The following is a 12813-nucleotide window of genomic DNA, read 5'->3' as shown; positions in this document are numbered from 1 at the left end:
GAGCAGGGCTCCTTTAATCCCCGGTCGGCGTTGTAGGCTTATGCAACGTTGGGAGAGATTTCAGATGAAGAGGGTTTTGGCGGGCGCAGCTTTCCTGCTGCTGGCGCTCGGCGGGTCGGCTTTCGCCCAGCAGCGGGGATTCGTCACCACTGACGTCAATCTGCGGGCGGGCCCCAGCACCGGCTATCCGGTGGTGGTGGTGCTTGAGGGCGGCACGCCGCTCGGCATCTATGGCTGTCTCGACGATTACAGCTGGTGTGACGTGGACTGGCGCGGCGCCCGCGGCTGGATCGCGGCGCGCTACCTCGAATATGACTATGGCGGACGGCGGGTGGAGTTCGTGCCCTATGCCCCGACCGTCGGTGTGCCCATCGTTGCCTTCAGCTTCGGCGATTATTGGGGCCGCTATTATCGCGGCCGGTCTTGGTATTCGAGCTATGACCGCTGGGGCTCGCCTCCGCCGCGTCCCGGCTATGGTCCGCCGCCCGGTCCGGGCTACCGTCCGCCCCCGCCCGGTGGCTGGGGTGGTCCCGGCTATGGCGGACCCGGTTACGGCGGTCCTGGCTATGGCGGACCCGGCTATGGTGGTCCCGGTTACGGGGGGCCCGGTTATGGCGGGCCGGGCTATCGCCCGCCGCCGCAGGGCAACTGGAACGGACGCCCGCCGCAGGGTGGCCCCCCGCCGCAGGGACAGCCGCCTCAGCAGCGTCCGCCGCAGGGCGGTCCTCCGCCGCAGGCGCAGCCGCCGCAGCAGCGCCCGCCGCGCGCCCAGCCGCAGCCTTCCGCGCCGCCGCCGCAACAGCAGCAGCGTCCGCCGCGCAACCCGCCTCAGGGCCAGCAGCCGCGCCAGCAGCAGGGCGGCAGCCCCTGCGAGCGTAACCCGAAGCTGTCCATGTGCGACAACTGAGCCGTGCTGGAAGGATCGACGCCCCCTTGTGAGGGGCTGACAGGGCAGGCCCGGGCCGCGAGGTCCGGGTTTGCGCATCGCGGTGCCGTCGCACACTTGAAATAATCGGTCCGCTCCTGTAGAGGGTGCGACCTTCCCGAACTGCCCGGCCACTAGGGCTGCCGTGGCGGTTCGAATGCTCACACTAGCTTGAGCCGGAACCTCTCCTCAGCGGGAGCGTCGCCGGCCGTGGAGATCGAGCCAAATGCCCAAGATGAAGACCAAGTCCGGAGCGAAGAAGCGCTTCAAGCTCTCCGGAACCGGCAAGGTGATCATGGCCCAGGCGGGCAAGCGCCATGGCATGATCAAGCGCACCAACAAGCAGATCCGCGATCAGCGCGGCACCACGGTCATGTCCGAGCGTGATGCCTTCAATGTTCGCAAGTTCTATCTGCCCAACGGCTGACGCCAGCCTTAGCCAGGACCAGGAGAAAATCCCATGGCACGTGTCAAGCGCGGCGTAACTTCCCACGCCAAGCACAAGAAAGTGCTCAAGGCGGCGAAGGGCTATTTCGGCCGCCGCAAGAATACCATCCGCGTCGCGAAGCAGGCGGTCGAGAAGGCGCAGCAGTACGCCTATCGCGACCGCAAGGTGAAGAAGCGCAATTTCCGCGCGCTCTGGATCCAGCGCATCAACGCGGCCACCCGCGAGCTCGGCTTCACCTATGGCCGGTTTATCGACGGTCTCGGCAAGGCCGGGATCGAGGTCGACCGCAAGGTGCTCTCGGATATCGCCATCCACGAGCCCGCCGCTTTCGCGGCGCTGGTCGAGCAGGCCAAGGCCGCGCTGGAAAAGCAGGCCGCCTGACCTTCCCGTCTCTGTCGGGACCGAAATCTGGGAAGCCCCGCGCGCAAGCGTTGGGGCTTTTCGCGTTCATGCGGCCTTGCTGCATCGCGTGGCTTTGCGGCTCAAACGCGTCCGGCTATAAGCGCGCCTGATCGTCCCCGCTTTACGCCGTCATGGTCGGGCCTGGCCCGGCCACTCCTGCCTGTCGTCCGCGCCCGCAAGGCGTGGATCCCCGGCCCAAACCGGGGATGACGTCGCCCAGTTTCGAGGATCCGCCATGTCCGTCGCCACGCTTCCCGACCTTGCCACGCTGGAGCAGGAGCTTCTTGCCGCCGTCGCGGCCGCCGCCGACGAGGCGGGGCTGGAGGCGGTGCGCATCGCCGCGCTCGGCAAGAAGGGCTCGGTCTCCGAGCTGCTGAAGAGCCTCGGCGGCATGAGCCCGGACGAGCGCAAGAGCGCCGGCCCGGCGATCAACGGCCTGCGGGACCGGCTGAACGGCGCCCTCACCGCGCGCCGCGCCGACCTCAAGGCCGCCGCGCTGGCGAAGCGGCTGGAGACCGAGCGCGTCGATGTCAGTCTGCCGGTGCGCGAGGCGAGCGCCGAACTCGGCCGCGTTCACCCGATCAGCCAGGTCATCGACGAACTCACCGCCATCTTCGCCGATATGGGCTTCTCGGTCGCCGAGGGGCCCGACATCGAGGACGACTTCCACAATTTCACCGCGCTGAACTTCCCCGAGGGGCATCCGGCGCGCGAGATGCACGACACCTTCTATCTGCCCACCAAGGAGGATGGCTCGCGCCTCGTGCTGCGCACCCACACCTCCCCGGTGCAGGTGCGCACCATGCTGTCCAAGAAGCCGCCGATCCGCGTCATCTGCCCCGGCCGCACCTATCGCTCGGACAGCGACCAGACCCACACGCCGATGTTCCACCAAGTCGAGGGCCTCGTCATCGACAAGGGCTCCAATCTCGGCCACCTGAAGTGGATCCTCGAGGAGTTCTGCAAGGCGTTCTTCGAGGTCGATAATGTGAAGATGCGGTTCCGCCCGTCCTTCTTCCCCTTCACCGAGCCGTCCATGGAGGTCGACATCCAGTGCGACCGCTCCCGCCCCGGTGAGATCCGCTTCGGCGAGGGCTCGGACTGGCTGGAAATCCTCGGCTGCGGCATGGTCCACCCGAATGTGCTGCGCAATTGCGGGCTCGACCCGGATGAGTATCAGGGCTTCGCCTGGGGCATGGGCATCGACCGCATCGCCATGCTGAAATACGGCATGCCGGATCTGCGCGCCTTCTTCGAGGCGGATGCGCGCTGGCTCGCCCATTACGGCTTCCGCCCGCTCGACTTCCCGACCCTCGCCGGGGGCCTCAGCGCGTGATCAAGCCCCCCGTCTGGTCGACCGAACGCCTGCGCGGGATGGAGACATCCCAGATCAAGCAGCTCCTCGCCAATGCCGAGGCGCGCGGCGTCGCGGACCTTGCCGCCCTGTGCCAGGAGGTGCTGGACGAGCGCGGCCCCGCCACCCGTAGCCCCACCGCCCGCGCTTCCTCGGGGCGCACGGCCTCCGGTGCATCAAAGCCATCCGCCGTCACGCGCACGACCCGCGGTGGCGTGCGCGAACTCCACTTCGTCTGCGAGAACGACCGCGGCGTCACCGCCGATGGCGAGCGTTTCTTCTGGACGGGCTTCTGGATCGTGCCCGAGGACGACGCGATCAAGGCCGTCGAGGCCGGCGCCAAGCTCGCGCTGCACAAGTCGCGCGCGGACATGTCCTACCGCCAGGGCAAGATCCGCGATTACCGCATCGCGCCGGAGGATGTCGGCAAGAAGCGCAATGTCGGCATCGAATTCCTGGTCGCCGCCGATGACGAGGCTCTCGCCTGGTCGGGCGAGGGGGCGGACGAGAAGGGCTACCGGTAGGCCTGCGATGTCGGTGCATATGAACAAGCGGAACGTTAGGGCTCTTGGCTTGATAGGTTGATGCATGTCTTCAGAGCGTTATAATATTATCAGACCTTTGGTCCGCCTTTTTGATTTTATGGCGCCATTTATTTCTTCTGTGGCCATTGTTTTTGCATTGGCAACAATAGCGCCGTTCTTTTTTTCAACGTTAAAAAATTTGGACAATACGATTGATAATGCCGACAAGGTAAATAGGGCATTTGAAGAGCAGTCAAATGAGATAATAAGTAAATACAATGATATTTCTAATAGAATCGACAATCTTCTATCTAAAGTAGAAAATCTGCCAGATAACGACAGAACAAAAGTATTGATCGTAGATATTAACAATTCTGTAGTTGAGCTAAAATCAAAAATAAAAAATATGGAAGATATAATTATATCTAATCCAGCCAAAGCAATGGAATTAGTTATTTTAAACAAAGATATTGAGCATATAAAACAAAGAATTGATGAGAAATTCCAAGAGCAATCTGATAATATACAGCAATTGTATAATATGTTTAGCTGGTCTGTTGGCGCTTTAGTTATTGCTGTGGCTGCCCAAATAATATCTGGTTTTTTTCACCGTAGGCGTGTGTAGAAAAGATCGGCGGTATCTATCATGAAATTCACCCTCTCCTGGCTGCGTGAGCACCTGTCCGGCGACTACACGCTTGAGGATGTCACCGGCACGCTGAACCGCATCGGCTTCGAGGTCGAGGGCGTGGAGGACAAGGCGGCCAAGCTCAAGGGCTTCTCCATCGCCTATGTCGTCTCCGCCGAACAGCACCCCAACGCCGACAAGCTGCGCGTCTGCATGGTCGATACCGGCGCGGGCGAGCCGGTGCAGGTGGTGTGCGGCGCGCCGAATGCGCGCACGGGGCTGAAGAGCGTGTTCTCCCCGCCTGGCACCTATATTCCCGGCAAGGACATCACGCTCGGCGTCGGCACCATTCGCGGCGTCGAGAGCCGGGGCATGCTGTGCTCGGCTGCCGAGCTTCAGCTTTCCGAGGACCATGACGGCATCATCGAGCTGCCGGCCGATGCGCCGGTGGGCGCGGTCTATGTCGACTGGGCGGGCTTCGGCGATCCGGTGATCGAGATCGCGGTGACGCCGAACCGGGCCGACGGGCTCGGCATTTTCGGCATCGCCCGTGACCTCGCTGCCGCCGGCGTCGGCACGCTGGTCGAGACGCCCATCGCGCCCGTGGCGGGGAGCTTCCCGTGCCCGGTGTCGGTGACGATTGCCGAGGGCGCCCCGTGCCCGGCCTTCGCGCTGCGGCTCATTCGCGGCGTGAAGAACGGCCCCTCGCCGGACTGGCTGCAGACGAAGCTGCGCGCCATCGGTCTCAGGCCCATCAACGCGCTGGTGGACGTCACCAACTTCCTCACCTTCGACCGCAATCGGCCGCTGCACGTCTTCGATGCCGGCAAGGTCCACGGCAACCTCGTTGTGCGCCGCGCCGTGGCGGGCGAGAGCCTGCTGGCGCTCGACGGCAAGACCTATGCGCTCGATGAGACCATGTGCGTCATCGCCGATGACAAGGCGGTGGAATCGCTCGCCGGCGTCATGGGCGGCGAGGAATCCGGCTGCGATGAATCCACCGTCGACGTGCTCGTCGAATCCGCGCTGTGGGAGCCGATCAACATCGCCCAGACCGGCCGCAAGCTCGGGCTGAACTCCGATGCGCGCTTCCGCTTCGAGCGCGGCATCGACCCGGCCTTCACCGTGCCGGGGCTCGAACTGGCGACCAGGCTCATCCTTGATCTGTGCGGCGGAGAGCCCTCGGAGATCGTGCTGGCGGGTGCCATTCCCGATACCAGGCGGATCATCGAGTTCCCGCTCAGCCTCACCGAGAAGCTGACCGGCCTGGTGGCGGATGACGCCGAGCAAGTGGCGACGCTGACCCGCCTCGGCTTCACCGTGGAAGGCACCAGCGGCACGGTGCGCGTGACGCCGCCGAGCTGGCGCGGCGACATCGAGGGCAAGGCGGATCTCGTGGAAGAGGTCATCCGCATCGCCGGCCTCGACCGCGTGCCCTCGCTGCCCTTCCCGCGCGACGAGACCGCCCGCAAGCCGGTGCTGACCACCCTTCAGCTGCGCACCCGCAAGGCCAAGCGCGCGCTGGCGTCGCGCGGCCTCGTCGAGGCCGTCACCTGGTCCTTCGTGCCGAAGGCGCAGGCGGAAGCTTTCGGCGGCGGCAGCGATGCGCTGGCGCTCGCCAACCCCATCGCTTCCGACCTCTCCGATATGCGCCCGAGCCTGCTGCCGGGGCTGATCCGTTCGGCGCAGACCAATGCCGATCGCGGCTTTGGCGATGTGGCGCTGTTCGAGGTCGGGCAGATCTTCAAGGGCGACCGGCCGCAGGACCAGTTCATCGCCGCGACCGGCCTGCGCCGCGCCTCCGCCAAGCCCACGGGTGCCGGCCGGCACTGGTCGGGCAAGGTGGCGAGCGTCGATGCGTTCGATGCCAAAGCGGACGCGCTGGCCCTCCTCGCCGCCTGCGGCGCGCCGGTGGCCAATCTGCAGATCTCGACCGATGCCCCGGCCTGGTTCCATCCGGGCCGTTCCGGCACCTTCCGCCTTGGCCCGAACGCCATCGGCCATTTCGGCGAGCTGCACCCCTCCGTGCTGGAGGCTCTGGATGCCGATGGGCCCCTCGTCGCCTTCGAGCTGCTGATCGACCGCATTCCCGAGCCCAAGGCCAAGGCGACGCGGGTGAAGCCGCTGCTTGACCTTGCGGCCTTCCAGCCGGTGGAACGCGACTTCGCTTTCGTCGTGGCGCGCAGCGTGGCGGCGGGCGACATCGTCAAGGCGGCGGCCGGCGTCGACCGCAAGCTCATCACGGCGGTGAACGTGTTCGACGTCTATGAGGGGCCGGGGATCGAGGCCGACAAGAAGTCGGTGGCGCTCTCCGTGACGCTCCAGCCGCGCGAGAAGACGCTGACCGATGCGGAGATCGAGGCGGTCGCGACCCGCATCGTCGCCGATGTCGCCAAGAAGACCGGCGCCACGCTGCGCGGGTGATGCGGCAGGACTGACCGTCATCCCGGACGGCCGCAGGGCCGATCCGGGATCGTCTGCCATTCGGGGAGCGGTCCCGGCTCTCCGGCTGCGCCTGCGGCCGGGATGACGAGGGGCGCGGCCTAGGCCGGCCGTAGCCGTCCCCGTGTCCCGGCCCAGCGACGCCGCAGGCGGAGCGCCGAGCCGGGATCCAGCGAAAGACTCTTTGGCTCTTGAATGCGAGGGGTTTTGCCGGCTGCGCCGGAGTCTCTCCTGGGCCCCGGATCGGCGCCGCGCGGCGCGCGGCTGGTCCGGGGAGCGTGGCGCGGGTGGGGGCTTTACGCTGGCCCGTCGCCGAGCACGCGCAGCGCCTTGGCGGCGGCGATCTCACCGGACGCCCAGGCGCCCGCCAGCGTGCCCCAGTCTTCCAGCGCGGCATACTCGCCCGCCAGAAAAATGCGGTTCTGCACCGGCTCGGTGAACAGCCGCCGCAAGCTCCCCTGGCCGGGCATGGCGCTCGCGATGGCGCCGCGGATCAGCGGGTCGCCGGTCCAGCGCGACGCCACGACCTCGCTGATCGTGGCGCCCGCCCCGCCGCCAAAGGCGCGGGTGAGGAAATCGCGGGCCAGCGTCAGCGCCGCCGCCTCGCCCTTCTCGGCGATCTGCCGGGCCGGCGTGCCGCCAAAGGTCAGCACATGCAGGTCCGTGCCGTTCACCCGCCCGCGCAGCCGCGCGGTGGGAGCGAGCGCGTCCGGCCGGGTGGCGAGCACACGCTCGTCCGGCTGGAGGCCGAGCGGGTTGCCCGGCAGCAGGAAGGCCACCTGCTCCAGCGCCCCGGCCGGGAAGGCGCGGAAGGCGGCGAGAAGGCGCGGCGGCAGCACCGGGTTGAAGCGGATGGCCCCGGCGGCGATCACCGGCGCGGGCACGGCGAGCACGATGGCGCGGGCGCGGATGGTCGCGCGCTGGCCGGTGACGCTCACCGTATGGAACCGCCCATTATTGGTGATGAGGTTTACCGGCGCATGGGTCTGCCGGTTAAGCCGGGCGCCCAGCCCTTCCAGCAGCGCGCCGACACCGATGGGGCTGGAGAGATCGTCCGGCACCACCGCGCGCAGCGCGAGGTCGAGGGTGGAGAGCGCGTCGAGCTCCTTGCCGAGGCCAAGCGGCCCCAGGCACGCCCCGGCGCTCGCCGACCACGGGCCGGGCGGGGGCAGCACGCGGGCGACGGCGACATCGCGCCCGGCATCCGCCGCGGTGACGATTTCCCGCCGGTCGCGGCCCAGCGCGGCGGCGAAGGCGTCATAGGCGCTCTCGCGCGCATCATGCCCGTCGACGAACAGTCTTTCGCCGGCGAGCGTGGTGAGCGGCAGGTCGTCCGCCCGCGCGGCGGCGGAAAGGCCCTCCGGGTCGCGCCCGAAGCTTGCCGCGCCGAGATCGACCGGCAGGCCGAAGGCGGTCTCGGTGCGCGCCCGCCCGCCGAGCGCCGGGCCGGCCTCCAGCAGCAGATGGCTGCGCCCGGCCTGCGCGACCTTGCGCGCCGCCGCTATACCGGCCGCGCCGCCGCCAATGATGACGACATCCGCGTCGCTCACCCCTTGCGCAAGGGCCGGGCCCAGTGCGGGGGCGGCGAGCAGCGCCGCGCCTCCGGCGAGCAGCCGGCGGCGGGAGAGGCCGCGCGAGGGAGCGAACGTCATGCCTGAGAGAACCCCGGAAAACTCAGCTTTGCTCTAGCACGGGCCGGGCGGAGGCCCCAAGCGCGGGCGATGGGCTCCGGCTAAGTACCTGCCGTGAATCATGTTTTGTTCGTACCGGAACGAATCGGGACTCACCGACCGCATCGGAAAAGGCAAGCGGAGAATCGGCGCCACCTGCCGCAGCTGTCCGGGCGGGGCTTGAGGTGAAGCAGTGTCGCAGTTACGTAACATTGTAAAACAGAAGGTCGCGGAGAGAATCGCCATGTTTCAGGATGCGCTCAGGGCCTTCGCCCTGACCTTCTCCCGCGACTATCGCCGCGTCCTGCTGCGCTCCATCGCGCTGGCTATTGCGCTGCTGGTCGCGCTCGGCATCGGCGCCTATTACGCGCTGACCTATTTCGTCACACTCGACATGCCCTGGGCGCAGCTCACGCTGGAAATCCTCAGCGTGGTTGGCATCGCCATCGGCGCGGTGTTTCTGGTCCCACCGGTCACCTCACTGGTCGCTGGCCTGTTCCTCGACGATGTCGCCGGGCAGGTGGAGCGCTCCGAGTTCCTCGACCAGACCGAGGGCACCGCGCTGCCGGTTGGCCGCTCGATCTGGCTGTCCATCAAGTTCTTCGGCGTCATGGTCGGCGTGAACCTCGTCGCCCTGCTGCTTCTGCTGGTGCCGGGCGTGAACATCGTCGTGTTCTACATCGCCAATGGCTATCTGCTGGGTCGCGAATATTTCCAGCTCGCCGCCATGCGCTACCGCAGCGAGGACGAAGTGGCGCTGGTGCGCCGGCATCATGCCCTTGGCATCTTCATGGCGGGGCTGATCATCGCGGTCGTGGTGTCGATCCCGATCCTCAACCTCATCACCCCGGTCTTCGCCACCATCTTCATGGTGCGCCTGCACAAGCGGTTCACCCGCTCGCGCTCTTACGCGCGCCGGTAAGAGCTTGTCAGGTCGTCGTTTTCTCCGGCCAGCGGCAGAGATCGGCGATGAGGCAGGAGGGGCAGTCCGGCCGGATCGCCTTGCAGACATAGCGCCCGTGCAGGATCAGCCAGTGATGGGCGTGGAGCTTGAAGCGGTCGGGGATGACCTTCTCCAGCCCCAGCTCGACCTCCAGCGGCGTCTTGCCGGCGGCAAGGCCCGTGCGATTGGCGACGCGGAAGAGATGCGTGTCGACGGCGATGGTCGGCAGGCCGAAGGCGATGTTGAGCACGACATTCGCCGTCTTGCGGCCGACGCCCGGCAGTGTCTCCAGCGTCGCGCGGTCGGGCGGAACGGTGCCGCCATGCTCGGTGATTAGCAGCCGGGAAAGCTCCACCACATTCTTCGCCTTGCCGCGATAGAGGCCGAGCGTGCGGATGTGCCGGGCGACACCCTCCTCGCCGAGTGCGACCATGGCGGCGGGCGTCGGGGCGGTGGCGAAAAGCCCGCGCGTTGCCTTGTTCACCCCGGTGTCGGTCGCCTGCGCGGAGAGCACGACGGCGACCAGCAGGGTAAAAGGATCGTGATACTCCAGCTCGCCCACCGGCTCGGGGTTCGTCGCCTCGAAGCGGGCGAAGGCGGTCTCGACCTCCTCAGCGCTCCACGGCGCGAAGGCCCCGCCAAGCGCGGCGGCGGCGGCATTGGCCACGGCGCGACGCCGGGCGGGCCGGCTCTCTACCTGTTTCTCAAGCTCGGCCTTGGCCTTAGCCTTCGCGCTGGGTTTTCCCGCTGCCTTCGCCTTCGATGCTTTGGCTGCCGGTTTGGTCCCCACGGCTTTGGCGGCGCGCACGCGCCGTGCCGCGCCCGAGGCGGCAATGATGCTCGCGCCGCTTGCCGCGCGCCCTTTGGCGCCCGCGCCCGCGCCGCCCTGCCGCAGGGGCGAATCCTTGTCGTCGTCAGCCATTTCCGACCTATAATGCGCCGTGATGAGTGCTGCCAATCCCGCTTCCGACAGGGCCGCCTGGGCCGATGATGCAAGCGACGGCGAGCCGACCCTGTTCCAGGTGCGGCTCACGCCGTATCGCTCGCTCGACCAGCGCGGCTTTCTCATCGTCATGGCCATTGTGGCGGCGATCAGCTTCGTCTGCGGTACCGCCTTTCTGCTCATGGGCGCCTGGCCGGTCTTCGGCCTGTTCGGGATCGACGTGCTCGCCATTTGGTGGGCGTTTCGGATGAATTTCCGCGCGGCGCGGGCGAGTGAGGAAATCACCGTAACGCCCAGCCTCGTCACCATCCGCCAGATCGCCCCGGATGGGCGCTGGCGCGAGGCGCAGATGAACCCGCTCTGGACCCGGCTGCACCGCGAGCTGCATGAGGATTACGGGCTGCAGCGCCTCACGCTGGAAACCCGCGGCGAACCGGTCGAGGTCGGCGGCTTTCTGCACACGGCGCAGCGCGAGGAACTCGCCAACGGCCTCGCCCTCGCCCTCTCGCAGGCCAAGCGCGGCGTGGTACGCTCCTCATTCTGATGCGCGCGTCGAAATCGGGTGGCTCGCCCCCGCGCGCGCATGCTCGGATGGGCCCAGCAGAAGGAGAACGCCCGTGCTCGCGCCCAATCTCGACGCCGCCCACCCGCTGGAGATCGCCGCCGCCGATTATGAGATCGTCCGGCGCGCGGTGGAATATGTGAATCTGCGCTTCCGCGACCAGCCGGAGGTCGAGGAGATCGCCCGTGCCGCTGGCGTCCATCCGCGCGCGCTGACCGACCTGTTCCGCCGCTGGTGCGGCCTCACGCCCAAGGACTTCCTGCAGGCGGTGACGATCGACGCCGCTCGGCGCGTGCTGACCGAATCCGACAATGTGCTCGACGCCGCCTATGAGGTCGGGCTGTCCGGCCCCGGCCGGCTGCACGACCTGTTTGTGGTGCATGAATCCATGTCGCCCGGCGAGTGGAAGACCGGCGGTGCCGGCCTCGTGGTGCGCTACGGCTTCCATGCCTCGCCCTTCGGTACGGCGCTCGCCATGGTCGCGCCGCGCGGCCTGTGCGGCCTCGCCTTCGCCGATGACGGCGAGGAGGACGCCGCGCTGGCTGACATGCGCCGGCGCTGGCCGAACGCGCTCTATATCGAGGATCCGCTGGCCACCGCCCCCTATGCCGCGCGCATCTTCGACCAGGGCACCTGGCGCCCGGACGACCCGCTGCGCATCGTCTTCATCGGCACGGATTTCGAGGTTCAGGTGTGGGAGACGCTGATGCGCATCCCGCTCGGCAAGGCGACCACCTATTCCACCATCGCCGGCTGCGTCGAGCGGCCCAAAGCCGCCCGCGCGGTCGGCGCGGCGATCGGCCGGAACCCCATCTCCTTCGTCGTTCCCTGCCACCGCGTGCTCGGCAAGAATGGCGATCTCACCGGCTATCACTGGGGCCTCACCCGCAAGCGGGCGATCCTCGGCTGGGAGGCGGGCCAGCTCTGCAAGGCGTGGCAGGGGTGAGCGGGCCGCGCTAAGCCGGGTGCTCAGTGCGCGGCGGTCTTCGAGAAGAGGTTGATGACCAGCACGCCGGCGATGATGAGCGAAAGCCCGAGCATCGCCGGCACGTCGAGCTTCTGGCCGTAATAGACCCAGGCGATCAGCGTGATCAGCACGCTGCCGAAGCCCGACCACACCGCATAGGCGATGCCGGTCGGCACGGTGCGCAGCACGATGGCGAGGCACCAGAAGGCGAAGCAGTAGAAGACGATGGTGATGAGGCTCGGCACCAGCCGGGTCAGCCCGTCCGAGCGCGCCAGCGCCGTCGTCGCGATCACCTCGGCGGCGATCGCGACGAGCAGCAATCCATAGGTGAGGAGCGATCCCACCCCTCAGCCGGCAAGGTCGGTGACGCTGGCGACGGTGGAGTCCGCGTTCAGCCGGTAGATCACCGGCACGCCGGTCGCCAGCTCGCGCTTGATAATGCCCTCGGGGGAGAGCTTCTCCAGCACCATGATGAGCGCGCGCAGCGAATTGCCGTGGGCGGCGACCAGCACCCGCTTGCCGCGCAGCACCTCGGGCAGGATCTCCTGCACGTAATAGGGCAGGGTGCGCGCGACTGTGTCCTTCAGGCTCTCGCCGCCGGGCGGGGGCACGTCGAAGGAGCGGCGCCAGATATGCACCTGCTCCTCGCCCCATTTGGCGCGGGCGTCATCCTTGTTGAGGCCGGACAGCTCGCCATAGTCGCGCTCGTTCAGCGCGAGGTTGCGGGTGATCGGCAGGCCGGTCTGGCCGAGCTCGGCGAGGGCGAGGTCCAGCGTCTTCTGCGCGCGGGAGAGGTCGGAGGTGAAGGCGACGTCGAACTGGTAGCCATCGTCCTTCAGCCGCTTGCCGGCGCGCTTGGCCTCCTCGACGCCGAGCGCCGTCAGGTCCGGGTCGCGCCAGCCGGTGAACAGGTTCTTGAGGTTCCACTCGCTCTGGCCGTGACGGACGAGGACGAGAAGGCGGTCGGACATCGGGATTCTCCGTGCGGTCGGAAGCGGCAAGAGG

Annotated in this window: 14 protein-coding genes; 10 read left to right on the top strand and 4 right to left on the bottom strand. The window is 67.4% G+C overall.

The window, feature by feature from the left end; translation table 11 throughout:
* Positions 1-64 precede the first annotated feature (64 nt).
* From OU996_RS03015 to pheT, 7 genes are all read left to right on the top strand, one after another.
* On the top strand, positions 65-907 hold the full coding sequence (locus OU996_RS03015; protein ID WP_267584184.1) for an SH3 domain-containing protein: 843 nt from the start codon (positions 65-67) through the stop codon (positions 905-907).
* A gap of 244 nt (positions 908-1151) precedes the next feature.
* Positions 1152-1352, top strand: a complete 201-nt coding sequence (rpmI, locus tag OU996_RS03010) for a 50S ribosomal protein L35 (RefSeq protein ID WP_152304301.1) — start codon at positions 1152-1154, stop codon at positions 1350-1352.
* Positions 1353-1385: 33 nt separating this feature from the next.
* Entirely contained in the window at positions 1386-1754 is a 369-nt protein-coding gene (gene rplT, locus OU996_RS03005) for a 50S ribosomal protein L20 (protein WP_013165152.1), read from the top strand.
* Positions 1755-2010: 256 nt separating this feature from the next.
* Entirely contained in the window at positions 2011-3111 is a 1101-nt protein-coding gene (gene pheS, locus OU996_RS03000; RefSeq protein WP_267584183.1) for a phenylalanine--tRNA ligase subunit alpha, read from the top strand.
* On the top strand, positions 3108-3653 hold the full coding sequence (locus OU996_RS02995) for a hypothetical protein (RefSeq protein ID WP_267584182.1): 546 nt from the start codon (positions 3108-3110) through the stop codon (positions 3651-3653). The genes pheS and OU996_RS02995 overlap by 4 nt, the downstream gene beginning before the upstream one ends.
* Before the next feature lie 64 nt (positions 3654-3717).
* Entirely contained in the window at positions 3718-4278 is a 561-nt protein-coding gene (locus OU996_RS02990) for a hypothetical protein (protein WP_267584181.1), read from the top strand.
* A gap of 21 nt (positions 4279-4299) precedes the next feature.
* Entirely contained in the window at positions 4300-6705 is a 2406-nt protein-coding gene (pheT, locus tag OU996_RS02985; protein WP_267584180.1) for a phenylalanine--tRNA ligase subunit beta, read from the top strand.
* A 314-nt stretch (positions 6706-7019) separates the two neighbouring features.
* Here the strand turns inward: pheT and OU996_RS02980 are convergent, their stop codons facing one another.
* Positions 7020-8375 (bottom strand): flavin monoamine oxidase family protein, encoded by a 1356-nt coding sequence (locus tag OU996_RS02980; RefSeq protein WP_267584179.1) that lies wholly within the window; start codon positions 8373-8375, stop codon positions 7020-7022.
* A gap of 262 nt (positions 8376-8637) precedes the next feature.
* Between OU996_RS02980 and OU996_RS02975 the strand changes: the two genes are divergently transcribed.
* A complete protein-coding gene (locus OU996_RS02975; RefSeq protein ID WP_267584178.1) occupies positions 8638-9315 on the top strand; it encodes a sulfate transporter family protein in 678 nt (225 codons plus the stop codon).
* Between the two features lie 7 nt (positions 9316-9322).
* Here the strand turns inward: OU996_RS02975 and nth are convergent, their stop codons facing one another.
* Positions 9323-10126: an endonuclease III gene (gene nth / locus OU996_RS02970; protein WP_420712744.1), complete on the bottom strand. Its 804-nt coding sequence runs from the start codon at positions 10124-10126 to the stop codon at positions 9323-9325.
* A 154-nt stretch (positions 10127-10280) separates the two neighbouring features.
* Here nth and OU996_RS02965 point away from each other — a divergent pair, with 154 nt between their 5' ends.
* Entirely contained in the window at positions 10281-10823 is a 543-nt protein-coding gene (locus tag OU996_RS02965; protein ID WP_267584176.1) for a DUF2244 domain-containing protein, read from the top strand.
* Between the two features lie 73 nt (positions 10824-10896).
* Positions 10897-11787 (top strand): bifunctional helix-turn-helix domain-containing protein/methylated-DNA--[protein]-cysteine S-methyltransferase, encoded by an 891-nt coding sequence (locus OU996_RS02960; protein WP_267584175.1) that lies wholly within the window; start codon positions 10897-10899, stop codon positions 11785-11787.
* Positions 11788-11810: 23 nt separating this feature from the next.
* On the opposite strand, the gene OU996_RS02955 is transcribed toward OU996_RS02960, so the two are convergent.
* Together OU996_RS02955 and OU996_RS02950 are read right to left on the bottom strand one after the other, a co-directional pair.
* On the bottom strand, positions 11811-12128 hold the full coding sequence (locus OU996_RS02955) for an SMR family transporter (RefSeq protein ID WP_420712743.1): 318 nt from the start codon (positions 12126-12128) through the stop codon (positions 11811-11813).
* Positions 12129-12155: 27 nt separating this feature from the next.
* Positions 12156-12779, bottom strand: a complete 624-nt coding sequence (locus OU996_RS02950; protein WP_267584173.1) for a 2,3-bisphosphoglycerate-dependent phosphoglycerate mutase — start codon at positions 12777-12779, stop codon at positions 12156-12158.
* Positions 12780-12813 lie beyond the last annotated feature (34 nt).

It is taken from the genome of Ancylobacter sp. SL191 (genome assembly GCF_026625645.1).
Classification (GTDB): Bacteria; Pseudomonadota; Alphaproteobacteria; order Rhizobiales; family Xanthobacteraceae; genus Ancylobacter.
This window is presented reverse-complemented; position numbering and strand designations above follow the sequence as displayed.

Coding starts and splice junctions, on each gene's coding strand:
- OU996_RS03015 (WP_267584184.1), top strand. CDS start 65: ATGAAGAGGGTTTTGGCGGGCGCAGCTTTCCTGCTGCTGGCGCTCGGC.
- rpmI (WP_152304301.1), top strand. CDS start 1,152: ATGCCCAAGATGAAGACCAAGTCCGGAGCGAAGAAGCGCTTCAAGCTC.
- rplT (WP_013165152.1), top strand. CDS start 1,386: ATGGCACGTGTCAAGCGCGGCGTAACTTCCCACGCCAAGCACAAGAAA.
- pheS (WP_267584183.1), top strand. CDS start 2,011: ATGTCCGTCGCCACGCTTCCCGACCTTGCCACGCTGGAGCAGGAGCTT.
- OU996_RS02990 (WP_267584181.1), top strand. CDS start 3,718: ATGTCTTCAGAGCGTTATAATATTATCAGACCTTTGGTCCGCCTTTTT.
- pheT (WP_267584180.1), top strand. CDS start 4,300: ATGAAATTCACCCTCTCCTGGCTGCGTGAGCACCTGTCCGGCGACTAC.
- OU996_RS02980 (WP_267584179.1), bottom strand. CDS start 8,375: ATGACGTTCGCTCCCTCGCGCGGCCTCTCCCGCCGCCGGCTGCTCGCC.
- OU996_RS02975 (WP_267584178.1), top strand. CDS start 8,638: ATGTTTCAGGATGCGCTCAGGGCCTTCGCCCTGACCTTCTCCCGCGAC.
- OU996_RS02965 (WP_267584176.1), top strand. CDS start 10,281: ATGAGTGCTGCCAATCCCGCTTCCGACAGGGCCGCCTGGGCCGATGAT.
- OU996_RS02950 (WP_267584173.1), bottom strand. CDS start 12,779: ATGTCCGACCGCCTTCTCGTCCTCGTCCGTCACGGCCAGAGCGAGTGG.